Raw genomic sequence first — 24,386 nt, 5'->3', positions numbered from 1 at the left:
GTCAGCGCAGGCCCGTGCGGCGCTCGAGGGCGAGCGAGATCAGCTCGTCGATGAGGTCGGGGTACGCAAGGCCCGAGGCCGCCCACATCCGGGGATACATCGAGTGCGGGGTGAAGCCGGGCATGGTGTTGATCTCGTTGATGACGACGTCGCCCGACGGCGTGTAGAAGAAGTCGACGCGGGCCAGGCCCTCGCAGCCGGCGGCCTCGAAGGCGAGCACCGACATCTCCCGGATCCGGTCGGCCACCTCGGCCGGCACGTCGGCCGGGCAGTCGAGCCGCACGTCGCCCTCGGCGAGGTACTTCGCCTCGAAGTCGTAGAACGCGTGGCCCGACACGACGACGGCCTCACCGAGCTCGGAGGTGCGCGGACCGTCGGTGCCGTGGCCGTCGAGGACCCCGCACTCGATCTCGCGACCCGCGACGGCTGCCTCGACGACGACCTTGGGGTCGTGCTCGCGCGCGGCCTCGACGGCGGCGCGCAGGCCCGACACGTCGTCGACCTTCGAGATGCCCATGCTCGAGCCGGCTCGGGCGGGCTTGACGAAGACCGGCCAGCCGAGGGTGTCGACGCGCGACAGGGCCGCCTCGGGGTCACGTCGCCAGTCGCGGTCGGTGATGACGACGTACGGGCCGACCTTGAGCCCGGCCGCCTCGAAGACGACCTTCATCATCGCCTTGTCCATCATGACCGCCGAGGCCGTCACGCCGGAGCCGACGTAACGCACGTCGGCGAGGTCGAGCAGGCCCTGGAGGGTGCCGTCCTCGCCGAACGGGCCGTGCAGCAGCGGGAAGACGACGTCGACGTCGCCGAGCGCGCGCGGCGGCTCGCCCGGCTCGAGGACGGTCAGCGAGCGGTCGCCGGTGCTGAGCGGCACCACGACGGATGCTCCGGCACCGTCGACCTCGGGGGTCTGGCCCGGCAGCAGGCGCAGCGGCTCGGGATCGTCGGCGACGAGCACCCAGTGGCCGTCGCGGGCGATGCCGACGGGCACGACGTCGTACTTGTCGCGGTCGATGGAGCGCAGGACGCTCGCGGCCGTCGAGCAGGAGACGGCGTGCTCGGAGGAGCGGCCTCCGAAGACGATGGCGACGCGGGGGCGGCGGCTCGGCTGGTCGGGCTGGGGCTGGTCCGTGGTCATCAGACGAGACTCTATCCCGCCTCGTGGGGGCCCCTCGTACGCTGACGGCGTGGGCACCGAGGCGAATCCGCAGCAGCTGCACGTCGACACCTACCTCGTGGCGTCGGGACGCCCGGGCCGCTCCCCCGGCGCGTCGGTCAACGTGCCCGTCGAGCTGACGTCGACGTATGCCGCGGACGGCGCGGTCAACTACGCCCGCTCGGGCAACCCGACGTGGAACGCGTTCGAGGAGGCGCTCGGCGGCCTGGAGGGCGGGCGCGCGCTCGTCCACGCGTCCGGCATGGGCGCCATCTCGGCGGCGCTGTCCCTCGTCCCGGCGCGAGGCACGGTGCTCGCCCCGGACACGACGTACAACGGCACGGGCGACCTGCTGGACGCGCACGAGCAGGCCGGCGGGACGGTCGTCCGCGTCCACGCGACCGACACGGCAGGCTTCCTCGCCGCCCTCGAGTCGGCCGACCTGCTGTGGCTCGAGTCGCCGACCAACCCGCTCATGGACGTCACCGAGCTCGACGTCGTCCTGGCCCGGTCGCGTGAGCTCGGCGTGACGAGCGTCGTCGACAACACGCTCTCCACCCCGCTGCTGTGCCGTCCCCTGTCCCTCGGCGCCGACGTCGTCGTGCACTCGGTGACGAAGTACCTCTCCGGCCACAGCGACGTCGTGCTCGGCGCGACGGTCGTCGGCGACACCGAGCGCGGGCGCGAGATCGGCGAGCGCCTCCGTCGCCACCGCACCCTGCACGGCGCCATCGCCGGTCCGATGGAGGTCTTCCTCGCCCTGCGCGGCCTGCGGACCCTGGCGGTGCGCTTCGAGCGGGCGAGCGCCAGCGCCGCCGAGCTGGCGCGGCGCCTCGAGGGCCACCCGTCGGTCGCGCGCGTGCGCTACCCCGGCTCGGGCGCGATCCTGTCGATCGACGTCGCGGGTGACGCGGATGCGGCCGAGCGGGTCTGCGCCGCGACCCGTCTGTGGCTGCACTCGACGAGCCTCGGCGGCGTGGAGTCGCAGCTCGAGCGCCGCCGCCGCCACCCCTCGGAGTCCCGGGAGGTCCCGGCCAACCTGCTGCGCCTGTCGGTCGGCATCGAGCACGTCGACGACCTCTGGGCCGACCTCGACCGGGCCTTGGCCGCGGTCTGAGCCCGACTCTGAGATTTCGCTCAGATTCACCCGGGAGGCTTGGTCCTTCGTCGCGGGTCACCCGCGGCGGACGCCGACCCCCGCGAAGGACCCCACGTGAGCAACCTGCTGGACCTCAGCACTGCCCTGTTCCTGCGCGTCAACGACTTCGCGCGCACGTCGACCTGGCTGCACGCGCCCGCGACGGCCTACGCGAAGTACGGCCTCGTCGTCTTCGCGGCGCTGATGCTCGTGGCCGCCTGGCGCCGCCGCAGCGCCTCCGACCGGGTGCTCGCGGCGGCCGTCTGGGCGGGGCTCGGCACCCTGCTCGCCGTCGCCGTCAACCAGCCGGTCGCCGCGCTCGTGGCCGAGGCCAGGCCGTATGCCGCGCACCCCTCCGTCCTCGTGCTCGTCGACCGCACGACGGACTGGTCGTTCCCCTCGGACCACTCGGTGATGGCCGGCGCCGCGGCCGTCGGCCTCCTGCTGGTGTCGAAGCGCCTCGGGACACTCGCCGCCGTGGCCGCTCTGCTCATGGCGGCCACCCGCGTCTACGTCGGGGCGCACTACCCCCACGACGTCGTCGCCGGCCTGCTCCTCGGCGGTGCCGTGGCCGGTCTCGGCTGGGTGCTGCTGAGCAAGCTCCTGACGTGGGCCGTACACGCCCTCCGGGCGCTGCCGGTCATCGACCGGGTGCTCGCACCCGCGGCCCGGGAGGCGTGACCGGCTCGCGGACGCGGATCGTCCGCGTCCGCCCCTAGCGTGGGCGCATGGACATGCTGACGGGGACCCAGATCACCGAGGCCGCACTCACCGACTGGCGCAAGCTCGGACAGGGCCTGCACGCCCGCTACGTCGTCGACGACTTCGCGAGCGGTGCGCGGTTCGTCTCGGCGGTCGCGCTGGCCGGCGATGCAGCAGGCCACCATCCGCGCGTGACGATGGGCGACGCGTACGTCGACCTGGTCCTCGTCAGCGACGACGCGGTCCACCGGGACGCCGACGGCGTCGAGCACGTCGTCGAGTGGGTGACCCAGCAGGACGTCGACCTCGCACGCCGCATCTCCGAGCTGGCGCCCGACCACGGCGCACGGCCCGACCCTGCGGCGGTCACGACGGTCGAGCTGGCGCTCGACACGGCCCACGCGGACGCGGTCTCGCCCGTGTGGTCCGCCCTGCTCACCGGGTCGACGGACGCCCGCGGCAGGGGCACCATAGGGGACGACGTGCGCGACGCGACCCGCCGCGTCCCGATCCTGTGGTTCCAGGACACCGACGAGCACGACACCCCGCGGCAGCGCTTCCACCTCGACGTGTGGGTCGCTCCAGAGGTGGCCGAGCAGCGCATTGCGGCGGCGGTCGCCGCGGGCGGGGTCGTCGTCGACGACAGCCAGGCCCCGTCGTTCACCGTGATCGCCGACCAGGACGGCAACAAGGCGTGCGTCTGCACGTCGCTGCGGGCGGCCTCGGAGGGCTGACGGCGGGGGCGGACCCGCCTCGACCGCTCGGCAGCGCGCCGAACCGCCTCTCCCTCAGTGCTTCTCGGCCTTGAGGTCCCGGGACATCAGGCGCGGCCCGACCTCGCTCGCCGGGTGACCGTCGCGGATGACGGCGACCACCTGCTCGCAGATCGGCATGTCGACGTCGTGCTGCTGGGCGAGCGTGAGGATCGACTCGCACGACTTGACGCCCTCGGTGGTCGTCCGCAGCTCGGCGGTCGCCTCGGCGACGGTCCTGCCGCGGCCGAGCCGCACCCCGAAGCTGTGGTTGCGCGACAGCGGCGACATGCAGGTCGCGATGAGGTCGCCGACGCCGGCCAGACCCATGAACGTCTGCGGGTGCGCGCCGAGCGCGAGACCCAGGCGCGTCGTCTCGGCGAGGCCCCTCGTGATGATCGTGGCCTTGGTGTTGTCGCCGAACCCCATCCCCTCGGCCATGCCGGAGGCGAGGGCCACGACGTTCTTCGTCGCGCCGCACACCTCGGCCCCGGTGACGTCGGTGTCGGTGTAGGGCCGGAACCACGGCGTCGCGCAGGCGGCCGCCACGCGCTCGGCCGTGGCCATGTCGCGGCAGGCGACGACGCCGGCGGCCGGCTGGCGCAGGGCGATCTCCGGGGCGAGGTTGGGGCCCGAGACGACGACGACGCGGTCCTGCTCGATGTCCGCCGCCTCGGCGATGACCTCGCTCATGCGCATCGTCGTGCCGAGCTCGACGCCCTTCATCAGCGAGACGACCGGCACCCCGCCGGGGATGGCGTCGCCCCACTGGCCGAGGTTGTCGCGCAACGTCTGCGAAGGGACGGCGAGGACGACGACGCCGGCCCGCTCGAGCGCCTCACCGGGGTCGACGGTCGCGCGGACGCGGGCCGGCAGCTCGAGCTCGGGGAGGTAGGCCTCGTTGCGTCCGGCGTTGATGGCGTCGGCGACCTCTGCACGACGGGCCCACATCATCACGTCGCAGCCGGCGTCGGCGAGGATCATCGCGAACGCGGTGCCCCAGTTGCCGCTGCCCAGCACGGCGACCCGCGTCATGACGTGCTCCCGTCCGTGTCCGCGGCCGGCTTCGGGCGCCCGATCTCGTGGTGCTTCAACGGGTTGCCGATCTCGGGAACACCGTGCGTGCGCGGGTCGAATCGCTCGGTCGGGCGCTTCTCCTCGCGCAGCACCTCCAGCAGGTCGGTGATGCGGTCCATGAGCCGGTCGGTCGCCTCGCGGAGGATCTTGGTGTCGATGGGACGCCCGTAGAGGTCGGACAGGTCGACGGGCGGACCGGCATACATCATCATCGTCTTGCGCGGGAAGAGCGAGGGCCGGTGGCCGTAGGGCGACAGGATCTCCTGGGCACCCCACTGCGCCACCGGGATCAGCGGGCAGCGGGTCTCGAGCGCGACGCGCGCCGCTCCCGTCTTGCCGCGCATCGGCCAGAGGTCGGGGTCGCGCGTGATGGTGCCCTCGGGGAAGATGCCGAGCGCCTTGCCGGCGCGCACCCCCTCGACCGCGGCCCGGTACGAGTCGGTCGCCGCCGCTGAGTTGCGGTAGACGGGGATCTGCCCGCACTTCTTGAGCAGCCAGCCGACGACGGGGATGGCGAAGAGGCTGTCCTTGCCGAGGAAGTAGGCCTCACGACCGCTGTCGAACATGAAGTGCGCGAACACGAGCGGGTCGGCGTAGGAGATGTGGTTGGTCGACACGACGAAGCCGCCCTCGGCCGGGATGTTCTCGAGGCCGCGCCAGTCGCGCTTGGTCACACGCATCAACAGGGGCCGGAGCACGAACGCCACTGCCCGGTAGGCAAAGGGCAGCTGCCTCTTGCGAGCGCCGGCAGTCACGGTGTCACGTCCTCCTCGTCGTGCGCACGCCGGTCGACGTGGCAGGGCTTCATCTTGTCCACCTCGCGGCGCGGTGTCGAGCAGCGTGGCGGCGAGTGGGACGATATCGCCAGCATGACGACCTCCTCCCACGCGCACCCCGTCACCGCCGGGTCCACCGACTGGCACGTCGTGGTCCCCGTCAAGGAGACGAGGCACGGCAAGTCGCGCCTCGCGCGCGCCGTCGGCTCGGACCGCGCCGACCTCAGTGCCGCGATCGCCACCGACACGCTCTCCGCCGCACTGCAGGCCGTCGGCCCCGAACGCCTCCTCGTCGTCACGAGCGACGACGGGCTGTCCGGCTCGTGGGCGGCCCGCGGCGTACGCGTCGTGCCCGACCCGGGCACCGGACTCAACGACGCCGTCAGAGCTGGTATGCGTGCAGCTGGGCCGGGTGCGTCCGTGGCGGCGCTGCTCGGCGACCTCCCGGCCCTCGACGGCGCGTCGCTGCGATCGGCCCTCGAGGCCGCGCGCCAGCACGGCGAGTCATTCGTGCCCGACGCCGACGGCACCGGCACGGTGCTGCGCTGCGGTGTCGGCTTCACACCCCGCTTCGGGGCTGCCAGCGCGGGTCGCCACGCAGCCGACGGCGCGGTGCGCCTCGAGCTGCCGCTCCCCCGCCTGCGCACCGACGTCGACGACGCCCGGAGCCTCTCTCAGGCCCGTCACCTGGGGCTGGGGCCTGCGACGCGAGCGGTCCTGCAGCACCGTGCATCTGGTTGGATCAGGAGCATGCAGGCCACCGTGCACCGCTTCGACCCCGAGACCCACACCGGGAGCGTGCTCCGCGACGACGGGGTCGAGCTGGCCTTCGAGGCGCCGGCGTTCGAGTCGAGCGGCCTGCGGCTGCTGCGCATCGGCCAACGACTCACGGTCGAGGTCGTCGACGACCTCGTCGTCGCGATGCACATCGTCGGGGTCGGTCCGGGACAGCCGATCCGCTGACGCACGCGTGGGCCCGGCCGAGGACCGGCCGGACCCACGTCGCACGGACCTGGCACTGACGACGGCCCGGTGTCGGGCCGCCGTCGTGGTCACCTGGAGGCGGTCTTCTTCGTGGCGGCCTTGCGGGTCGTGGTCTTCTTCGCCGCGGTCGTCCTGGCAGTGGCGGCCTTGGCCGTCGTCTTCTTGGCGGCAGCCTTGGCCGGAGCAGCCTTGGTGGCGGTCTTGGCGGCGGCCTTGGTCGCGGTCGCGCGCTTGGCCGGAGCAGCCTTGGTCGCAGCGGCCTTCGTGGTCGCGGTCGTCCGCTTGGCCGCGGCCTTGGCGGGGGCGGCCTTGGTCGCCGTGGCGCGCTTGGCCGGGGCGGCCTTGGTGGCGGTCTTGGTGGCAGCCTTGGTCGCGGTCGCGCGCTTGGCCGGAGCAGCCTTGGTCGCAGCGGCCTTGGTCGCAGCGGCCTTGGTCGTCGTCTTCCTGGCAGCGGCCTTGGCCGGGGCGGCGTTGGTGGCAGTGCGCTTCGCCGTCGTCTTCTTGGCCGGCGCGGCGACGACCGAGGACCCGGCGGAGGCGCGCGAGGCGGCCGACTCGGTCTTGGAGAGCTTCTTGGCGCCCGACACGACCTCCTTGAAGTTCGTGCCCGAGCGGAACTTCGGGACGCGGGTCTTCTTGATCTTCACCGTGGCCCCGGTCTTGGGGTTGCGGCCGGTGCGCGCGGCCCGGTCGGCCCGCTCGAAGGTGCCGAAGCCGGTGATGCCGACCTTGCCACCCTTGGCGACCTCGCGGATGACGACGTCGAGGAACGCCTCGAGCGCGTCGGATGCGACCTTCTTGCTGCCGAGCTTGGCCTCGAGCGCGTCGATCAGTTCTGCCTTGTTCACGTCTTCCCCTCCAGAGGACTGTCGAGGTCAGGTGACCCGACGATGTGAGTCCGGAACCGGTCCGGCTACCTCCTGACGTTAGGCCGCCTTGGAGGACACGTCCATCACCGATTGGTGGGTTTTTCGTTGTGTCGCAAGGAGTTTGACGGCTTCCGGACCCATCTGGCGGGAACCGGGACTCCCGGTCCCGGCGGGCGCATCGCCGGGACAGCAGAACGGATCCCCTTGCGTGGCAAGGGGATCCGTTCTGAAGGCTAATATCGGAGAGGGCCTCTCCGACCCCGGGTCAGGCCGGGCTGGTCACCGGCTTGTGGCTGGGGCGGTGCGACTCGAAATCTGCGACGAGATCCTCGTGTCGCAGGGTGAGTCCGATGTCGTCGAGGCCCTCGAGCAGCCGCCAGCGGGTGTAGTCGTCGATCTCGAAGGGGGCCACGATCTCTCCGGCGTGGACCGTGCGGGCGACGAGGTCGACCGTGATCTGGGCACCGGGGTTGTTCTCGAGGTACTTCCAGATCAGCTCGACGTCGTCCTGGGCCACGATCGCCGTGAGCAGCCCCTGCTTGCCGCTGTTGCCGCGGAAGATGTCCGCGAAGCGCGAGCTGATGACGACCCGGAAGCCCCAGTTCATCAGCGCCCACACGGCGTGCTCGCGACTCGACCCCGTGCCGAAGTCCGGGCCGGCGACGAGGACCGAGCCCTCGGCATACACCGGGTTGTTGAGGACGAACGACTCGTCCTTGCGCCAGGCGGCGAACAGGCCGTCCTCGAAGCCGGTGCGCGTGACGCGCTTGAGGTACTCGGCGGGGATGATCTGGTCGGTGTCGACGTTGCTGCGGCGCAGCGGGACGCCGACGCCGGTGTGGGTCTCGAACTTCTCCATGGCTCAGGCCTCTCCGGTCGTCGCGGACGCCAGCTCGCCCGGCGTGCGGGCCTGGTCGTCGAGGTCGTTGGGGCTCGACAGGGTGCCGCGTACCGCGGTCGCCGCCGCGACGAGCGGGCTGACGAGGTGGGTGCGGCCACCCTTGCCCTGACGGCCCTCGAAGTTGCGGTTGGAGGTCGACGCGCTGCGCTCGCCCGGGGCGAGGGTGTCGGGGTTCATGCCGAGGCACATCGAGCATCCGGGCAGGCGCCACTCGGCACCGGCCGCGGTGAACACCTTGTCGAGGCCCTCGGACTCGGCCTGCAGGCGCACCTTGGCCGAGCCGGGCACGACGAGCATGCGCACGCCGTCGGCGACGCGATGTCCCTGGACGACAGCGGCGGCCGCGCGGAGGTCCTCGATGCGGCCGTTGGTGCAGGAGCCGACGAAGACCGTGTCGACCTTGATGTCGCGCAGCGGGGTGCCGGGCTCGAGGCCCATGTAGGCAAGGGCGTTCGCGGCGGCGAGGCGGTCGCTCTCGTCGGCGAACTCCTCCGGGTCGGGCACGGAGGCCGAGAGCGGCAGACCCTGGCCGGGGTTGGTGCCCCACGTGACGAACGGGCTGAGGTCGGCCGCGTCGAGGTCGACCTCGGCGTCGAAGACGGCGTCGTCGTCGGAGCGCAGCGCGGTCCACTCGGCGACGGCGGCATCCCAGTCGGCGCCGGTCGGCGCGTGCGGGCGGCCCTGGAGGTAGTCGAAGGTCGTCTGGTCGGGGGCGATCATCCCGGCGCGGGCGCCGGCCTCGATCGACATGTTGCAGACGGTCATCCGGGCTTCCATCGACAGGGCCTCGATGGCCTCGCCGCGGTACTCGATGACGTAGCCCTGGCCACCGCCCGTGCCGATCTTGGCGATGACCGCCAGGACGACGTCCTTGGCCGTGACGCCCTCGGGCAGCGCGCCGCGCACGTTGACGGCGAGGGTGCGGAAGGGGCGGAGCGGCAGGGTCTGGGTGGCGAGCACGTGCTCGACCTCGGACGTGCCGATGCCGAAGGCGAGGGCACCGAAGGCGCCGTGGGTCGAGGTGTGGCTGTCGCCGCAGACGACGGTCATGCCCGGCTGGGTCAGGCCGAGCTGCGGCCCGACGACGTGCACGATCCCCTGGTCGGCGTCGCCCATGGGATAGAGGCGCACGCCGAACTCCGCGCAGTTGCGGCGGAGCGTCTCGACCTGGACCTTCGACACGGGGTCGGTGATCGGGCCGGGCGTCGTGGGGACGTTGTGGTCCTCGGTCGCGAGCGTGAGGTCGGGGCGGCGCACGGGCCGGCCGGCCAGGCGGAGGCCGTCGAAGGCCTGCGGGCTCGTCACCTCGTGGAGGAGGTGGAGGTCGATGTAGAGGAGATCGGGCTCCCCCTCGGCGCGACGAACGACGTGTGCGTCCCAGACCTTCTCGGCCAGTGTCCCTGCCATGACTCCCTCTGACTTCCCTCCGCGACGACGTTCCGATGCCCGAGCGGCGCGCGCCATCGAGGACCGGGTCGCGACATCGCTCTTCGGAAAGACTGAACCTTTTATGGGTGCGGTGGATTGACGTCTCAGTGCCTGAGACGTCAGTATCAGTGCATGGACAACTCTTCAGGGGTCGGCGTTCTCGACAAGGCCGCGACCGTGCTGGGCGCCCTCGAGGCCGGACCGGCCACCCTAGCCCAGCTCGTCGGCGCCACCGGACTCGCGCGACCGACCGCCCACCGTCTGGCGGTCGCGCTCGAGCACCACCGCCTCGTCTCGCGCGACATGCAGGGCCGCTTCGTGCTCGGCCCCCGCCTCGGCGAGCTCGCCTCCGCCGCCGGCGAGGACCGCCTGCTCGCAGCTGCCGGCCCGGTGCTCGGGGCGCTGCGCGACCACACGAACGAGAGCGCGCAGCTCTTCCGCCGCCAGGGCGACCAGCGCATCTGCGTGGCCGCGGCCGAGCGCCCCGTCGGTTTGCGCGACTCGATCCCCGTCGGCGCGACGCTGTCGATGCTCGCCGGCTCCGCCGCCCAGGTCCTGCTGGCCTGGGAGGAGCCCGACCGGCTCCACCGCGGCCTGCAGGGTGCGGCGTTCACGGCGACGGCCCTGTCCGGTGTCCGTCGTCGCGGCTGGGCGCAGAGCGTCGCCGAGCGCGAGGCCGGCGTCGCGTCGGTGTCCGCCCCGGTGCGCGGGCCGTCCGGTCGAGTCGTCGCCGCCGTGTCAATCTCGGGGCCGATCGAGCGTCTGTCGCGCCAGCCCGGCCGCCTGCACGCCGCCACGGTCGTCGCCGGCGCCAACAAGCTGACGGAGGTCCTGCGCCGCCACCACGCGATGCAGCAGCAGCAACAGCAGCAGCACAACGCCTGAGCCGCCCCTCTCGAAGCCCTCTCGAAGCCCCCCTCGCCGTCCCGGCTGGAACCCCTTCCCGAACGACCGCTGCACAACGGATCGGTCACGATCCGTATCACCACCGCTGCTCGGACAACCAATCCCGGGGTGACCGCGTCACTCTCAGTGCAGTGCAACGACGCACTGCACGTTGCGCGTCTCCGACGCGTTCCACACAAGGGGTCACGATGCAGGCAGCCAGCTCACCGGTCCGCAGCGCACGCGGGATGCGCCACATCCTCGTTTTGGCAGGCGGCATCGCGACGCTCGTCGCGACGACGGCGTGCACTCCCGACCAGGGCGCCGGCACGGCCGGCACGGGTGTCGGCACGAGCAGCGCCGCATCCACCACCGGCACGTCGTCGGCCACGACGAGCGGGACCGGCGCCACCCCGACCGCCACGCCGCCGGCGACCCCGAGCGCGACCACTCCCGCCACCCCGACGAAGACCCCGACGAAGACCCCGACCGCTCCCCCGGCCACCGCCAAGCCCGCGCCGAAGCCGGTGCCGGCACCCGTGATCGTGCTGCGTCCCGGCGACACCGGCCCCAAGGTGCGCTCGCTGCAGGCCCGGCTGCGCCAGCTCAACTGGTTCGAGGGCGACGTCAGCGACCGCTACGGCTCCAGGACGACGAGCGCGGTCAGCGGTTTCCAGGCCAAGCGCGGCTTCGCGGCCACCGGTGTGCTCGACGAACGCACGTGGGACAAGCTCGTCGCGATGACCCACCAGCCGACGGCCGACGAGCTCGCCAACGTCAACCCCAAGCCGGCCGAGCCCAAGCCGGGTGCGGTCTCGTGGGACGTCGACCCGCGCTGCCTCACCGGCCGCGTCATGTGCATCAGCAAGTCGACGCGGCGCCTGACCTGGGTCGTCGACGGCGTGCCGCAGTACGGCTTCGACGTGCGCTTCGGCAGCGACGAGCTGCCCACCCGAGAGGGCGTCTTCTCCGTCTACAAGAAGAAGGTCGACGTCATCTCGAACCTCTACCACACGCCCATGCCCTACTCGATGTTCTTCTCGGGCGGCCAGGCCGTGCACTACTCGTCGAACTTCGCAAGGCTCGGCTACGCCGGCGCCTCGCACGGCTGCGTCAACGTGCGCAACAAGCCGCTGCTGATCCAGCTCTACGACGAGGTCCGCATCGGCGACAAGGTCGTCGTGCACTGGTGAGCGACCACGGCCACGCGGCCGGACGGCATACCGGATCGGGCGCCGGCAGGCGCGTCACGGCGCGGCCGTAGGCTGACCTGACACCCAGGTCACCCCAGGAGGCACTGTGCTCAAGGTTGGTTGGAAGGCGTCCGCGGAGCAGTTCGGTCCCCGCGACCTCGTCACGTATGCCGTGCAGGCCGAGGAGGTCGGGCTCGACTCGGTCTTCATCTCCGACCACTTCCAGCCCTGGCGCCACGAGGGCGGGCACGCCCCCTTCGCGATGAGCTGGCTGGCCGCCGCCGGCGAGCGCACCGAGCGGGTCGTGCTCGGCACGTCGGTCATGACGCCGACCTTCCGCTACAACCCCGCGGTCGTGGCCCAGGCGTTCGCCACGCTGGGCGCGCTGCACCCCGGACGCGTCGTGCTCGGCATCGGCACGGGCGAGGCCCTCAACGAGGTCGCCGTCGGCGCGGCCGGCTCGCCGTGGCCGGAGTTTAAGGAGCGCTTCGCCCGGATGCGCGAGGCGGTCACCCTGATGCGTCGCCTCTGGACCGAGGACCGCGTCGAGTTCGAGGGCGAGTACTACCGCACCCACGGCGCGTCGGTCTACGACCGTCCCGACGAGCCCGTGCCCGTCTACGTCGCCGCGGGTGGGCCCCTCGTCGCGAGGTATGCCGGCCGGTCGGGTGACGGGTTCATCTGCACGTCCGGCAAGGGCCGTGAGCTCTACGAGGACAAGCTGCTCCCCGCCGTCGCCGAGGGGCTGGCCAAGTCGGGGCGCACCAGGGACGACCTCGACCGGATGATCGAGATCAAGCTCTCCTACGACCGCGACCCCGCGCAGGCCCTGCACAACGTGCGCTTCTGGGCGCCATTGTCGCTCACCGCCGAGCAGAAGCACGGCGTGCACGACCCCATGGAGATGGAGCGCCTCGCCGACGAGCTCCCCGACGAGGAGATCGCCAAGCGGTGGATCGTGACGAGCGACCCGGCCGAGGCGGTCGAGGCGGTGCGGCAGTACGTCGACTGGGGCTTCAACCACCTCGTCTTCCACGCGCCGGGCCACGACCAGGGCCGGTTCCTCGAGCAGTTCTCCGCCGACGTGCTGCCGGGGCTGCGGGAGCTGGGCTGACACCCCTCCCGGCCTGACACCGAGGGGCGCCACCTCGTCCGGCGCAACCACGTCCACTGCGGGCGCGCGGCCACTAGCATCCTGCAGAGGGTGCGGTGGACCCCGCGCCCTCTGGGGGTGGCATGGATGGCGGCACAACCGACCGGGGCGCCGAAGGGCGTGACGACAGGCGGGGCGACAGGCGCGGCGACATGGGCCCGCCTGACGCGGCTGGCCCGGCGCGTTCCGTTCACGCTGGCGGTCGTCGCGACCATGCTCGTCCTGGGCATCCTGACCCGGTCGCTGTGGTCACCGCTGCGCGACCGCGAGCTGCTCGACACCGTGGCCTACGGTTTGCCAGCGCTGCAGTTGGCCCGATGGTGGACGCCCGTCAGCGGGGCGTTCTTCGCCCTCGTGCCCGCCCAGTACCTCCCGGTCGCCGGCGGCGCCCTGCTGATGCTCGGCTGGTCCGAGCTGCGGCTGGGCACCCGCCGCGCGGCCCTGGCCTCTGTGGCCGGGCACCTCGTCGGCGTCCTCGGCGCCGCGCTCGTGCTGCTCGTCCTGTCGCAGACCACCTGGGCGTGGGCCGACCGCACGGCAGCCGTGGTCGACGTGGGGTTCAGCGCGGGCGCGCTGGCCGCCGTCGCGGCTGCCAGCGCGACCCTCGTCCCGCCGTGGCGTGGGCGGCTGCGGCTCGTGCTGAGCCTCTACGCCACGCTGGCGCTCCTCTACGTCGGGCTGCTCTGGGACGTCGAGCACCTCCTGGCGATCCTCGTCGGCCTCGCCCTGGGCCCGGTGCTCCTCGGTCGCAGGCCGCGGCTCGAGCTGCCGACCTTCAGCCGCCACGAGTGGCGGATCATCGCCTCGACGCTCTTCGTCGTGTCGGCGGTCGTGCGCATCCTGCTCTACTTCACCCCGTCCGACGGACCCCTCGGCGCCTCGACGGCCGACGCCGACGCCATTGACCGTCCTCGTGGGGGCCGCGATCTCGCTGGCCCTGGCGTGGGGGCTCGGGCGTGGGTCGCGGCGCACGTGGCAGCTGGCCGTCGCCCTGGCATCGCTCTCGGTGCTCGTCGGGCTCACGGCCCTCGTGCTGGAGCTGCTTGCCCCGGACCAGCTCGACGCGCAGGGCGACGTCGTGTCTTCGCTGCCGCAGCTCGTCGTGGACAGCGTCCTGTGGGTCCTGCAGTTCGTCGTGCTCGTCGCCGGCCGGGCCGCCTTCCAGGCCCGCTCGGGTCGTCGTCGGCGCGCGGAGCTCGCCACCGGCTCGAGCGACCGGGACACCGCCATCGGCCTGCTCAAGACCCACGGCGGGTCCACCATGTCGTGGATGGGCACGTGGCCCGACAACCACTGGTTCATCCACCGCGACCCCGACGGCACCCCGCTCGGCTACATCGCCTTCCAGGTGCACCGTGGGACAGCGATCGCGCTCGGCGACCCGGTCGCGGCCCACCCGCAGACGCGCGCCACCGTGCTCCAGGCGTTCGTCGACGACCAGGAGACCCACGGCCTCAAGGTGTGCTTCTTCTCCGTGACGCAGGAGGTCGCCGACTGGGGGCGGGCGCACGGCCGGCGTGACGTGCTCGTCGCGGAGGAGGCGATCATCGACCTGCCCGACCTCGAGTTCAAGGGCAAGTCGTGGCAGAGCGTGCGCACCGCGCTCAACCGCGCCGCCAAGGACGGGATCACCTATCGGGAGGGCCGGCTCGCCGAGATGCCGCGGGGTCTGCTCTCGCAGGTCCGGGCCATCTCCGAGCTCTGGGTCTCCGACAAGGGCTTGCCCGAGATGGGCTTCACGCTCGGTGGGGTCGACGAGGCGCTCGACCCCGACACGGTCGTCGGGCTGGCGGTCGACGCCGACATGACGGTGCACGGCGTGACGTCGTGGCTGCCCGTCCACTCACCCGGCGGCGAGGTCCGCGGCTGGACCCTCGACGTCATGCGCCGCCTGCCGGACGGCTTCCGCCCGGTGACGGAGTTCCTCATCGCGAGCGCCTGCCTGTCGTTTCGCGAGCAGGGCGCCTCGTTCGTCTCCCTCTCGGGTGCGCCCCTCGCCCACTCCGGGGACGGCACGGCCGAGCGAGCCGCGCTGGAGCGGCTGCTCGACCAGCTCGGCGAGGCCATGGAGCCGCTCTACGGCTTCCGGTCCCTCGAGAGCTTCAAGCAGAAGTTCCGGCCGCGGCACGAGCCCGTGCACCTCGTCTTCCCCGACGAGGCCGCGCTCCCCCGCATCGGGCTGGCGCTGACGTCGGCCTACCTGCCAGGTGCCTCCCTGCGCGACCTGGCCCGAGCCGGGCTCCAGTCCCGCCGGGACGAGGATCACGTGTCCTTGTAGGGGCGCTTCTCGAGCAGCGAGGCGAGGGTGGCCGTCTTCTCGGGCGTCCAGCCGGCCGGGTTGGTCACGGCGACCCAGGACTCGAGGTTGGACGTGGCGGAGTAGAGGTGGCCGTAGCCCATCGGGATGCTGCCCGCGCCGGGCAGGTCGAGCAGGACCTGCCACATCGTCACGAGCGGGAACCAGCCCATCCGGGCCGAGACGTCCGGGCCCCGCTCGCCGTCCTTGAGCCACTCGGGCGAGGTGAAGGCCATGCTCGGCGAGAAGAAGACGATGGGGTCGCTCGCGTGCTGGAGGTAGACGAGGCGCGTGGGCCCCCAGTCCGGGGCGCCCCGGCCGAGCCCGTTCTGCTCGGCCGTGAAGCGGACCGTGCGCCCCTCCTCGTAGACGGGGAGGTATGCCGGGCTGTCGGGTTGGCGCTGCGCCGTCAGGCGCGAGTGCATCTCGTTGACGAACGGCGGCCCCGACATGAGGGCGCCGTCGATGGGCTCGTTGATGACGTTGATGGAGCTGAGGATGCTCTCGACGCCGAGGGAGCCGAGCGAGAGCCCGTAGAGGTAGAGCTTCGGCCGGCTCGACGCGGGAAGCGTCGACCAGTACTGGTGCACGGTGTCGAAGACGACGCGCGACGTCTCGCGCACGGCGTCCTGGTCGGCGAGGAGCGAGATCCACGAGGGCAGGTAGGAGTACTGCACGCCGGCGATGGCCGTGTCGCCGTTCCACAGGTACTCGAGCGGGTCGGTGCCGTTCTGGTCGAGGAAGCCGGTGCCGGTCGTCGTGGCGATGACGAGGACCTTGCGGTCGAAGGCCCCGGTGCGGCGCAGCTCGGCGAGCACGAGGTCGGCACGGCTCTGCACGCTGTCGGCCGAGCGGAGACCGGCATAGACCCGGATCGGCTCCTTGGCCCCGCCACCGTTGGCGGCGTCGAGGTCGCTCACGGTCGGGCCACCACCGACGAAGTAGCGGCCCTGGCGGCCGAGCAGCTCCCAGCTCGACAGGGACTGCGGGCTGCCCGAGCGCTCGGGCTCCGTGGGGCGTCGCATGTCCTCGGCGATGAGGGTGTCGCGCGGCGCGAAGATGTTGTTGGCGACGGCGAAGAAGCCGTTGACGAGGACGCCCGTGAGCAGCGACCAGATGAGCGCCAGCAGCACGGCCGACCCGACGACGACCGCGACCCGGCGCGGCAGGCGTCGCCCGAGCCACCCGAAGACGGTGCGGAAGAGCAGGCGCAGGCTGCGTGCGACGACGAGGATGAGCACCGCCAGCAGCACGGTGAGGCCGATGATGACGGGCCACACCGTCGGCGAGACCGGCTCCATGCCGTAGAGCGTGCGGATCTCGTTCTGCCAGCCGACCTGGCGCCAGCCGGTGAAGACGGCAGCCCAGAGACCCAGTCCGACGAAGACCGCGACGAGGACCCGGCGCGTGCGGCCGGGCACGCTCGGGATCCCGAGGTAGCGCCAGAGCGCCTGGGTGCCGGCTCCGATGCCGTAGCCGATCATCACCGTGGCGCCGGAGACGATCCCCTGCACCATGGCGGCACGTGGGAGCAGCGAGGGCAGCAGCGACAGCGCGAAGAACCAGGCAGCGACGGTGAGGCCCACGCCGGAGAAGGTCGTGTCGAGGACGCGCCGTGGAGCGCCGAGGGTCGGCCGCCAGGGGCGGCGCCGGGCCCGGACCGCCGGAGGGGCGACGGTGGTCGGTGCGGTCATGGCGGCTGCTCCTTGCTCGGCGTGGCCAATGACGAGCGCCAGCATATGGCGAGTGGCGCACGGGCACCCCTGACATGCAAGAAGACCCCGGTCCGTGTGGACCGGGGTCTTCTGCTGCTCCTCCGAGCATCACGTAGCCCCGACGGGATTCGAACCCGCGCTACCGCCTTGAGAGGGCGGCGTGCTAGGCCGCTACACAACGGGGCCGTGAGCGGTGCCGAGCGGACTCGGCACGAGAAGAAACCTTACCGTGAAGGCTGGATTTCTCCGAATCGGTCCACGTTGCCGTGAACCAGAGCTGGGGTACCAGGACTCGAACCTAGAATGACGGAACCAGAAACCGTAGTGTTGCCAATTACACCATACCCCAAGGGGTTTCACTCCGAGCTGGCCTTGCGACCCGTACGGGGTGAACCGAATGGGAATACTACCGGTCTCCTGCCGGTGGCCCAAATCGGCGGTCGAGCACCGCTGTCAGCTCGTCCAGGTCCCGCACGGAGGCGACCGGTTCGGAGGTCCCGCGGCCCTCGCGGTCGAGCCAGACGGCACGCAGACCGGCTGCCTCGGCGCCGAGGACGTCCCACTCGAGGTTGTCGCCGATGCACACGACCCGCCCGGGCTCGACGCCCACGAGCCGGCACGCCTCGAGGTAGACGCGGGGGTCGGGCTTGCCGAAGCCGAGGGTGTCGGTGGTCACGACGACGTCGAACCGTCCGGCGAGATCCAGGGCCTCGAGCTTGACCTCGGTCGGCGCCTGGGCCGAGTTCGTCAGCAGGGCGACGGGAAGGCTCGCACCCTCGGCCGCCACGAGCAGGTCGGGCACGTCGGGGAAGAGCCGCTGGGCGCGCCGGAAAGCGGGCGCGTAGGCCTCCTCGTAGGAGCGGTGGGCCCCGTCGGGGACCGCGAGCCCGAACGCGGCGGCGACCTCGGCCAGCCGCCCGGCCCGCATCACCTCGAACGCCACGTCCCCCGACGCGTACCGCGGGAACCAGCGTTCGGGGTCGTCGTAGTAGCGCTGCGCCATGGCCCGGTGCTCGTCGGGCCGGTGCGGCCAGATCGCAGCCGCGGCCTGCGTGCCCGCGTCGACCATCGCCTCCCGCGTGTCGACGATCGTGTCGTCGACGTCGAGGAGCAACGCCTGGGCGCCGTCGAGGGCGCTCGTGACGGACGGGGAGCTCACGTCGGGTCCACGATCCCGAAGAGGGGCAGCGCGGGCGTGACACCCTCCACACGGATGCCCCGGGCGTGGTCCGACGCCAGCCAGCTCGCCTGCGTCAGCCGCACGTGCTGCAGCGTCTCCCCCGAGTGCTCCAGCACCGAGCGGTGCGTGTCGCGATAGCCGAGGGCACGTGAGACGCCCAGGGACGAGGCGTTGTCGACGACGGCGGAGCTGATCGCGGTCTCGGCCCGCAGCGGGCCGAAGGCGAGGGCGAGCACGGCCGCCCGCATCTGCTTGCCGAGGCCCCTCCCCCGCGCCGTGGGAACGAGCCACGACGACGAGTCGACCGCGTGGTCGGAGCGCCAGTCCGGACCCTCGAGCCACTGGGCCCCGACGACGTCCCCACCGGATCGCACGACGAAGGGCAGCGCCCAGTCGTCAGGCGACCACAGGCCCAGGGCGCGCCAGTAGCCCTGCACGAGGACCGCCCGACGGTTCGCGCGGTCGTCGAGACCGGCATACCTCGTCGCGTGCGGGTTCATCGAGAGGTCGTCCGGCAGGAGGGCGCAGAGGACCGGGAGGTCGGCCTCGGTCATGACCCGAAGGTCGAGGTCGGCCGTGCGCAGGCGGATGCCGTGCAGCGGCCAGGACCAGTCCTCCACGCCCACCTGCCTCAGAGCGAGTCTTGGAGCGAGTCTCGGAGCGACCGGAGACGGCTCAGGGTCGAGGTCTTGCCGAGGATCTCCATCGACTCGAAGAGCGGCGGCGAGATGCGCGCGCCCGAGACGGCGGTGCGCAGCGGGCCGAAGGCGAAGCGCGGCTTGATGCCGAGTCCGTCGACGATCGCGGCACGCAGTGCCTCCTCGATGCCAGCGGCGTTCCAGGGGCTCCCGGTGCCGAGGACGCCGGCGCCGTGGTCGTCGATGTCGCCGAGCACCTTCAGGGCCGCGTCGAGGACCGCCGGGGCGTCGTCCTTGAGCTGGGCGCGGGCGTCCTCGTCGATGACGAGCTGGTCGTCGCCGAGGAAGAACGGGCGCACGAGCGCCGGCGCCTCGGTGAGGTGCGCCATGCGCGTCTGGATGAGCTCGGCGACCGCCTTGAGCCGGGCCAGCTCACCGAGGGACTGCGTCTCGCCGAGGACATCCTCGGCGATGAGGTAGGGCAGCAGCCGGCTCGCGAACTCGCCCACGTCGAGCGAGCGGATGTAGACGCCGTTGAGCCAGTCGAGCTTCTTGAGGTCGAAGATCGGGCCGATCGGGTTGACCTTGGCCCAGTCGAAGGTGCGGCTGAAGTCCTCGAAGGTAAAGACCTCGACGTCGGCGCCCTCGGCGTCCTGCTGCGGCGGATAGGCAAGCAGCGCAAGGAAGTTCACGAGCGCCTCGGGCAGGTAGCCCTGCTCGCGGAACCACGTCAGCCGTGCGGCGGGGTTCTTGCGCTTGGAGATCTTGGACTTGTCGGTGTTGCGCAGCAGCGGCATGTGCGCGAACTTCGGCGCCTCGAGACCGAGCCAGCGGTAGAGCAGGATGTGCTTCGGCGTGGAGCTGATCCACTCCTCGCCGCGCACGACGTGGGTGATGCCCATGAGGTGGTCGTCGACGACGACGGCCAGGTGGTAGGTCGGGAAGCCGTCGGCCTTGAGGATGACCTGGTCGTCGGGACGGGGCGCCGAGACCTTGCCGCGGATGACGTCGTCGAAGACGAGCGGCACGTCGTCGGGCACGAGCATGCGCACGACGGGGGTCTCGCTGAAGCCGGGCAGCGCGGCGCGCTCCTCGCGCGTCTTGCCGACGCAGAGGCGGTCGTAGCCGGTGGGCTGCTTCGTCTTCTGCTGGACCTCACGCATCTGCGCGAGGCGCTCGGTCGAGCACCAGCAGTAGTAGGCGTGGCCGTCCCCGAGGAGCTTGTCGACGTAGGGGCGGTAGGTGTCGAGGCGCTCGGACTGGCGGTACGGCGCGAAGGGCCCACCGAGGTCGGGGCCCTCGTCCCAGTGCAGCCCGAGCCAGGCGAGGGTGTCGTAGAGCTGCGCCTCGGAGTCCTCGCGGAAGCGCGCCCGGTCGGTGTCCTCGACGCGCAGGACGAACTGGCCGCCCTGCTGCCGGGTGAAGGCGAGGTTGAACAGCGACATGTAGGCGGTGCCGACGTGCGGGTCGCCCGTTGGCGAGGGCGCGACGCGGGTGCGCACCGGGCCGGAGCCGTCGGAGGTCGAGACGCGCTGGGTCGCGCCGGTGCGGACCTCGACCTGCTGGGCCTGCTCGACCTGCTCGGCCTGCTGGGCGGAGCTCTGGTCGAGCGCTGCGGAAGCGGCGTCGCGGACGGGGGAAGACGGCATACCGGTGCTGTTGCTGTTGTCGCTCATGGTGCGACCCAGCCTAGTGGGCGCGTCGCGGCGCTCCGGACGCGGAGACGCCGCCCGACCGTGGGGTCGGGCGGCGTCGCGGAAACGCTGTGGGTGCAGGCGCTCAGGCCTTCACGGCTCCGGGAGGACCGTCGATGTCGTCGTGCCGCGCGTCGTACGTCGCGTCCGCGTCGGGGCCCTGGTCCGGCTTGCCCGGGCGCGCGTGTCGACCGATGTAGCCGCGGTCGGCGGCCGTCTCGCCGGATCCTGCCGACGTCTGAGGGTTCATTTCGTCCTTTTCCATGACATAAACCCTACGAGATGGAGTCAGCGACGCACGAATGTGTTGGTCAGAGAGCCGATGCCGGCGATCTCGACGGTGACCTGCTGGCCGGCCTCGACGAGCCCGACGCCGGCGGGCGTGCCGGTGAGGATGACGTCGCCCGGCAGCAGTGTGAAGGCGGCGGACGCGTACTCGATGATCGAGGCGATGCCGTGGATCATGTCGGCCGTCGTGCTGTCCTGCTTGAGCTCGCCGTCGAGCGTCGTGCGGATCGAGAGGTCGGCCGGGTCGAGCTCGGTCTCGACCCACGGGCCGAGCGGGCAGCTCGTGTCGAAGCCCTTGGCGCGCGCCCACTGTCCGTCGCTGCGCTGCCAGTCACGGGCCGTCACGTCGTTGGCGATGGTGTAGCCGTAGATGCACTCGGCGGCGTTCTCGGCCTTGACGCCCTTGGTGATCGTCTTGATGACGACGGCGAGCTCGCCCTCGTAGGAGATCTCGTCGCTGCCGGCCGGCAGGACCACGGGGTCGAACGGCCCGACGACGGCGGTGTTGGGCTTGAAGAACATCATCGGCTCGGCCGGTGCCTCGCCGCCCATCTCCTTGGCGTGGTCGGCGTAGTTCTTGCCGATGGCGACGACCTTGGAGCGCGGGATGACCGGCGCCAGCAGGCGGGCGTCCTCGAGCATGACGGGCTGCTGCCCGCTCGGCTGGAGGCCGATGTAGAGCGGGTCACCCGCCAACGGCGTGATGACCTCGCTCCCGGGGTCGCCCTGGACGATTCCGTATGCCGGGTCGTCCCCGGTCGTGTACCTCGCGATGCGCACGCGCCCACCCTACGACGGGTCACGCTCCCCTGCGGAGGACGGTCAGCGCGGCCAGACGATGGTGACGTCGGCCGGCGACCCCGGCTGGCCGCTGGGGCGGGTGCGGTACTCCGGCACGCCGACGCACGTCCACAGCAGACCGGCGACGTCGGCGCCGAGGAGGTCGGCGAGGTCGGAGTCGCGGAAGGTCATGCCCGAGGCCGCGGCGCCCAATGCGTACGCCATGAGGTGCAGGCGTCCCTCGACGAGACCCGAGAGCAGCTGCGCGTCGCGGTAGTCGTGGTCGTCGAGCGTCGCCAGGTCGATGCCGCTCATCGCGACGAACGCCGCGTCGCCGGCCAGCCCCTGCTCGAGCGACGCGGCGAAGAGCTCGTCGCGCAGGGTCGCCTCGTCGAGCGGACGCACGGCGTCGGCGACGTCGGGCCAGCGATGGATGCCGGTGGGCACGCCGTCGACGGCGCTGACCCCGACCCAGTGCGGGACGTCGACGCCCCGGGTCGCGGCAGCCATGGCGTCGACGAGCAGGACGCGTGGCACCGAGCGGTCGCGGTGCAGACGGCGGATCGAGCCCTTGCTCGCGACGACCGCGTCGGTGCTCGGCCCGGGGTCGGTCGACAGGACGGGGACCGCCGGGCCACGGGCGTGCGGCGCGCCGAGGACGTCGCGCTCCCCCGCTCGCTGGGCGGCCGTCACGAGCGGGAACTCGAGCCCGTCCGCGTCGTGGCGTCCGGGCAGCGCGTCGCCGGTGGGATGGACCGCGGGCCGTCCGTCGCCGAGCACGACGAGCGCCACGGGGAACTCGTGCACGCGGTCCGCACCGACGAGGACGGCCACCTCGGCGTCAGGGAACGTCGTGAGGAGGTGCGCCGGGATTCCGGCGGCGTCGGCGAGGGCGAGCGTCTGCGCGAGCATCGTGCCGGCGTCCCAGTAGATGTGGCGGAAGCCGCGCTCGCGGTAGCGCCAGCCGGTGCGCCACGGGATGCCGGTGACGACGAGGGTCGTCGAGTCACCGGTCGGCGGTGGGCCGACGGTGACGAGCGCGTGCGCCTCGGGGTCGTACCAGTGCACGCCGGGCGCGAGGCCCGGGAGGTCGGCCGCAGCTCCCCGCGGCACCGCGACGTAGAGCTCGAGCGGGAAGCGCGCTCCGGCCGAGCCGGCGGCGCGGAAGAGGTTGGTGCCGCCGTCGGCACGGGTCGTGCGCCGGGTGACGCCCGCCGACAGGAAGAGCAGGCGGGCAAGGCCCGGGAGGTCGAGGCTGGCGGGTGCGACGTCGGCGGTGCCCGCGAGGACGCTCGTGGCCGGCTCGGTCGTCCCGGGCAGCTCCTGGGGCAGGAGCGTTCGGCTCAGGTCGTCGTCGTAGTCCTTGTACCAGCGCGGACGACGGGTGAGGTCGTTCGGGACGAGGTCCTGGACGAGGCGGTCGTCGGCAGGCACCTCCGTCCACTCGCGCTCGTGGGAGTAGGACGTGAGCCGGTGCAGCAGATGGGTGGGCCGTTCGACGTCGGGAGCCATGGGCCCATCGTGCTCCGTCGGCCCTCGGCGTGGGCGGATCCGGCGCGAACATCGCCTACCCTCGTGGGGTGCAGGTGCTGGACGAGTCGGAGTGGCGGGAGCGGACCACCGCGCACGAGGCACGGGTCGACGCCGCCACCGCCGCGCACCTCGCCCGCCGACGCGACCACCGCAAGCACCCGGTCGAGGACTTCCTCTTCACGTACTACTCGTTCAAGCCGGCGCAGCTGCGCCGCTGGCACCCCGGTGCAGGCGTCGCCCTCGCGGGGGCCGACAGGTCACCCCACCGCGACTGGCGGTTCTACGCCGTCGAGGACGACCGCGTGCACGTGGACGCCGACGCCTTCCTCGCCGCCCGCGGCGACACGGTGCGGTTCGTGCGGGACCTGCTCGTGCGCACCGCCGGGCGCCCCGGGCGGTTCGGCTGCTTCGGGCTGCACGAGTGGGCCATGGTCTACCGCCTCGACCCGTCCGACGTGAGGCACGCGGGCTGGCCGCTGCGCCTCGGCGCCGCGGGCACCGACGCGGTCGTCGAGAGCCACCAGGTCGCGTGCTCGCACTTCGACGCCTACCGCTTCTTCACCCCTGACGCCGAGCCGCTCAACGCGCTGAGGCCGACCCGCGAGAGCCAGCCCGCGCTCGAGCAGCCCGGGTGCCTCCACGCCGGGATGGACCTCTACAAGTGGGCGCACAAGCTCGTGCCCGCGGTGTCGAGCGACCTCGTCATGGACTGCTTCGAGCTCGCCCGCGACATCCGGTCCCTCGACATGCGCGCCGCCCCCTACGACCTGCGCGAGCTCGGCTACGAGCCCGTGCGCATCGAGACACCCGAGGGCAAGGCGGAGTATGCCGCCGCGCAGCGCGGCTTCTCGGTCCGGGGCCAGGCGCTGCGTGCCCGTCTCGTCGAGGCGATCGACGCCATCCCGGGGCTCGAGGCAGCTGCGTCGGGCGCGGAGGCCGAGACGCGCGTGGACGGCGAACCGTCACGCCGAGGCTGAGTTCCCTCGCCCAGATCCTGGTCGCTGAACTGCAGGGTCACGTCATCGGACTGGCCCAGCAGCTCTGAGCTGGGGGTTCGGAGCAGAGTCAGGCGGCGAGCGCTAGGGCGAGGCTGCGTTCGAGGAGGCTGATCGGTGCGTCGACGGTGCGTCTGACTTCGGCGGGGTCGGGTTGTCGTCCGGGGAGACGTCCCGGCAGCAGGGGTGGGGCGTGTGAGGTGTAGGTGTGTCCGGTGGGGGTGGTGGTTCGGACGGTGTGGGGCGCGCC

Annotated in this window: 23 protein-coding genes and 2 tRNA genes; 9 read left to right on the top strand and 16 right to left on the bottom strand. The window is 72.2% G+C overall.

Annotated elements, in window-relative coordinates; all coding sequences use genetic code 11:
- Window position 1: 1 nt before the first annotated feature.
- On the bottom strand, window positions 2–1,141 hold the full coding sequence (locus IEY30_RS00120; RefSeq protein WP_030146700.1) for a D-alanine--D-alanine ligase family protein: 1,140 nt from the start codon (window positions 1,139–1,141) through the stop codon (window positions 2–4).
- A gap of 49 nt (window positions 1,142–1,190) precedes the next feature.
- On the opposite strand from IEY30_RS00120, the gene IEY30_RS00115 reads away from it, so the two are divergent.
- The 3 genes from IEY30_RS00115 to IEY30_RS00105 all read left to right on the top strand — a co-directional run bounded on the left by IEY30_RS00115 (window position 1,191) and on the right by IEY30_RS00105 (window position 3,733).
- Window positions 1,191–2,276 carry a trans-sulfuration enzyme family protein gene (locus IEY30_RS00115; RefSeq protein ID WP_052358219.1) on the top strand — a complete coding sequence of 362 codons (1,086 nt, stop codon included), beginning with the start codon at window positions 1,191–1,193 and terminating at the stop codon, window positions 2,274–2,276.
- Between the two features lie 96 nt (window positions 2,277–2,372).
- Window positions 2,373–2,978: a phosphatase PAP2 family protein gene (locus tag IEY30_RS00110; RefSeq protein ID WP_052358220.1), complete on the top strand. Its 606-nt coding sequence runs from the start codon at window positions 2,373–2,375 to the stop codon at window positions 2,976–2,978.
- A 47-nt stretch (window positions 2,979–3,025) separates the two neighbouring features.
- Window positions 3,026–3,733 carry a VOC family protein gene (locus IEY30_RS00105; RefSeq protein ID WP_030146703.1) on the top strand — a complete coding sequence of 236 codons (708 nt, stop codon included), beginning with the start codon at window positions 3,026–3,028 and terminating at the stop codon, window positions 3,731–3,733.
- A gap of 54 nt (window positions 3,734–3,787) precedes the next feature.
- Here IEY30_RS00105 and IEY30_RS00100 read toward each other — a convergent pair whose 3' ends face one another.
- Both IEY30_RS00100 and IEY30_RS00095 read right to left on the bottom strand, forming a co-directional pair.
- Window positions 3,788–4,786 (bottom strand): NAD(P)H-dependent glycerol-3-phosphate dehydrogenase, encoded by a 999-nt coding sequence (locus tag IEY30_RS00100; protein WP_030146704.1) that lies wholly within the window; start codon window positions 4,784–4,786, stop codon window positions 3,788–3,790.
- Window positions 4,783–5,583 (bottom strand): lysophospholipid acyltransferase family protein, encoded by an 801-nt coding sequence (locus IEY30_RS00095; RefSeq protein ID WP_030146705.1) that lies wholly within the window; start codon window positions 5,581–5,583, stop codon window positions 4,783–4,785. Before IEY30_RS00095 ends, IEY30_RS00100 begins: the two co-directional genes overlap by 4 nt.
- A 114-nt stretch (window positions 5,584–5,697) precedes the next feature.
- On the opposite strand from IEY30_RS00095, the gene cofC reads away from it, so the two are divergent.
- Window positions 5,698–6,567, top strand: a complete 870-nt coding sequence (gene cofC / locus IEY30_RS00090) for a 2-phospho-L-lactate guanylyltransferase (protein ID WP_052358222.1) — start codon at window positions 5,698–5,700, stop codon at window positions 6,565–6,567.
- A gap of 89 nt (window positions 6,568–6,656) precedes the next feature.
- On the opposite strand, the gene IEY30_RS00085 is transcribed toward cofC, so the two are convergent.
- From IEY30_RS00085 to leuC, 3 genes are all read right to left on the bottom strand, one after another.
- The gene (locus IEY30_RS00085; protein ID WP_030146707.1) at window positions 6,657–7,436 is read right to left on the bottom strand and encodes an HU family DNA-binding protein; all 780 of its coding nucleotides are present in this window, start codon (window positions 7,434–7,436) and stop codon (window positions 6,657–6,659) included.
- Window positions 7,437–7,722: 286 nt separating this feature from the next.
- Complete coding sequence (gene leuD / locus IEY30_RS00080) at window positions 7,723–8,316, bottom strand: 3-isopropylmalate dehydratase small subunit (protein WP_030146708.1); 594 nt, start codon at window positions 8,314–8,316, stop codon at window positions 7,723–7,725.
- Between the two features lie 3 nt (window positions 8,317–8,319).
- Entirely contained in the window at window positions 8,320–9,765 is a 1,446-nt protein-coding gene (gene leuC / locus IEY30_RS00075) for a 3-isopropylmalate dehydratase large subunit (protein WP_030146709.1), read from the bottom strand.
- Between the two features lie 153 nt (window positions 9,766–9,918).
- Here leuC and IEY30_RS00070 point away from each other — a divergent pair, with 153 nt between their 5' ends.
- The 3 genes from IEY30_RS00070 (at window position 9,919) to fgd (ending at window position 12,978) form a co-directional block, all read left to right on the top strand.
- Window positions 9,919–10,671 carry an IclR family transcriptional regulator gene (locus IEY30_RS00070; RefSeq protein WP_020142814.1) on the top strand — a complete coding sequence of 251 codons (753 nt, stop codon included), beginning with the start codon at window positions 9,919–9,921 and terminating at the stop codon, window positions 10,669–10,671.
- 209 nt (window positions 10,672–10,880) lie between these two features.
- Window positions 10,881–11,864 (top strand): L,D-transpeptidase family protein, encoded by a 984-nt coding sequence (locus IEY30_RS00065; RefSeq protein ID WP_229674765.1) that lies wholly within the window; start codon window positions 10,881–10,883, stop codon window positions 11,862–11,864.
- A gap of 106 nt (window positions 11,865–11,970) precedes the next feature.
- Complete coding sequence (fgd, locus tag IEY30_RS00060; protein WP_030146711.1) at window positions 11,971–12,978, top strand: glucose-6-phosphate dehydrogenase (coenzyme-F420); 1,008 nt, start codon at window positions 11,971–11,973, stop codon at window positions 12,976–12,978.
- A gap of 288 nt (window positions 12,979–13,266) precedes the next feature.
- Here fgd and IEY30_RS21710 read toward each other — a convergent pair whose 3' ends face one another.
- Window positions 13,267–13,803, bottom strand: a complete 537-nt coding sequence (locus IEY30_RS21710) for a hypothetical protein (protein WP_052358224.1) — start codon at window positions 13,801–13,803, stop codon at window positions 13,267–13,269.
- A gap of 115 nt (window positions 13,804–13,918) precedes the next feature.
- On the opposite strand from IEY30_RS21710, the gene IEY30_RS21705 reads away from it, so the two are divergent.
- The gene (locus IEY30_RS21705) at window positions 13,919–15,295 is read left to right on the top strand and encodes a bifunctional lysylphosphatidylglycerol flippase/synthetase MprF (protein WP_052358226.1); all 1,377 of its coding nucleotides are present in this window, start codon (window positions 13,919–13,921) and stop codon (window positions 15,293–15,295) included.
- Here IEY30_RS21705 and IEY30_RS00050 read toward each other — a convergent pair.
- The 9 genes from IEY30_RS00050 to IEY30_RS00010 all read right to left on the bottom strand — a co-directional run bounded on the left by IEY30_RS00050 (window position 15,280) and on the right by IEY30_RS00010 (window position 23,120).
- Window positions 15,280–17,007 (bottom strand): alpha/beta hydrolase, encoded by a 1,728-nt coding sequence (locus IEY30_RS00050; RefSeq protein WP_052358228.1) that lies wholly within the window; start codon window positions 17,005–17,007, stop codon window positions 15,280–15,282. The two genes, IEY30_RS21705 and IEY30_RS00050, sit on opposite strands and share 16 nt — an antisense overlap.
- A gap of 134 nt (window positions 17,008–17,141) precedes the next feature.
- A tRNA-Glu gene (locus tag IEY30_RS00045) sits at window positions 17,142–17,214 on the bottom strand.
- 91 nt (window positions 17,215–17,305) lie between these two features.
- Window positions 17,306–17,377 (bottom strand) — tRNA-Gln (locus IEY30_RS00040).
- A 57-nt stretch (window positions 17,378–17,434) separates the two neighbouring features.
- Entirely contained in the window at window positions 17,435–18,187 is a 753-nt protein-coding gene (locus IEY30_RS00035; protein ID WP_030146713.1) for an HAD family hydrolase, read from the bottom strand.
- Entirely contained in the window at window positions 18,184–18,828 is a 645-nt protein-coding gene (locus IEY30_RS00030; RefSeq protein WP_052358230.1) for a GNAT family N-acetyltransferase, read from the bottom strand. The genes IEY30_RS00035 and IEY30_RS00030 overlap by 4 nt, the downstream gene beginning before the upstream one ends.
- An 11-nt stretch (window positions 18,829–18,839) precedes the next feature.
- A complete protein-coding gene (gene gltX / locus IEY30_RS00025) occupies window positions 18,840–20,291 on the bottom strand; it encodes a glutamate--tRNA ligase (protein WP_043415946.1) in 1,452 nt (483 codons plus the stop codon).
- 334 nt (window positions 20,292–20,625) lie between these two features.
- Complete coding sequence (locus IEY30_RS00020) at window positions 20,626–20,805, bottom strand: hypothetical protein (RefSeq protein ID WP_156035071.1); 180 nt, start codon at window positions 20,803–20,805, stop codon at window positions 20,626–20,628.
- Between the two features lie 23 nt (window positions 20,806–20,828).
- Entirely contained in the window at window positions 20,829–21,608 is a 780-nt protein-coding gene (locus IEY30_RS00015; RefSeq protein ID WP_030146716.1) for a fumarylacetoacetate hydrolase family protein, read from the bottom strand.
- 42 nt (window positions 21,609–21,650) lie between these two features.
- Window positions 21,651–23,120 carry a nitroreductase family protein gene (locus IEY30_RS00010; protein ID WP_030146717.1) on the bottom strand — a complete coding sequence of 490 codons (1,470 nt, stop codon included), beginning with the start codon at window positions 23,118–23,120 and terminating at the stop codon, window positions 21,651–21,653.
- A 68-nt stretch (window positions 23,121–23,188) separates the two neighbouring features.
- Here IEY30_RS00010 and IEY30_RS00005 point away from each other — a divergent pair, with 68 nt between their 5' ends.
- Window positions 23,189–24,118 (top strand): 3-methyladenine DNA glycosylase, encoded by a 930-nt coding sequence (locus IEY30_RS00005; RefSeq protein ID WP_081920312.1) that lies wholly within the window; start codon window positions 23,189–23,191, stop codon window positions 24,116–24,118.
- Window positions 24,119–24,386 lie beyond the last annotated feature (268 nt).

Origin of the sequence: Terrabacter tumescens (genome assembly GCF_014646815.1) — a bacterium.
GTDB lineage: Bacteria > Actinomycetota > Actinomycetes > Actinomycetales > Dermatophilaceae > Terrabacter > Terrabacter tumescens.
Note: the sequence above shows the minus strand (reverse complement) of the source record. Positions and strands in the feature narration are given on the sequence as shown.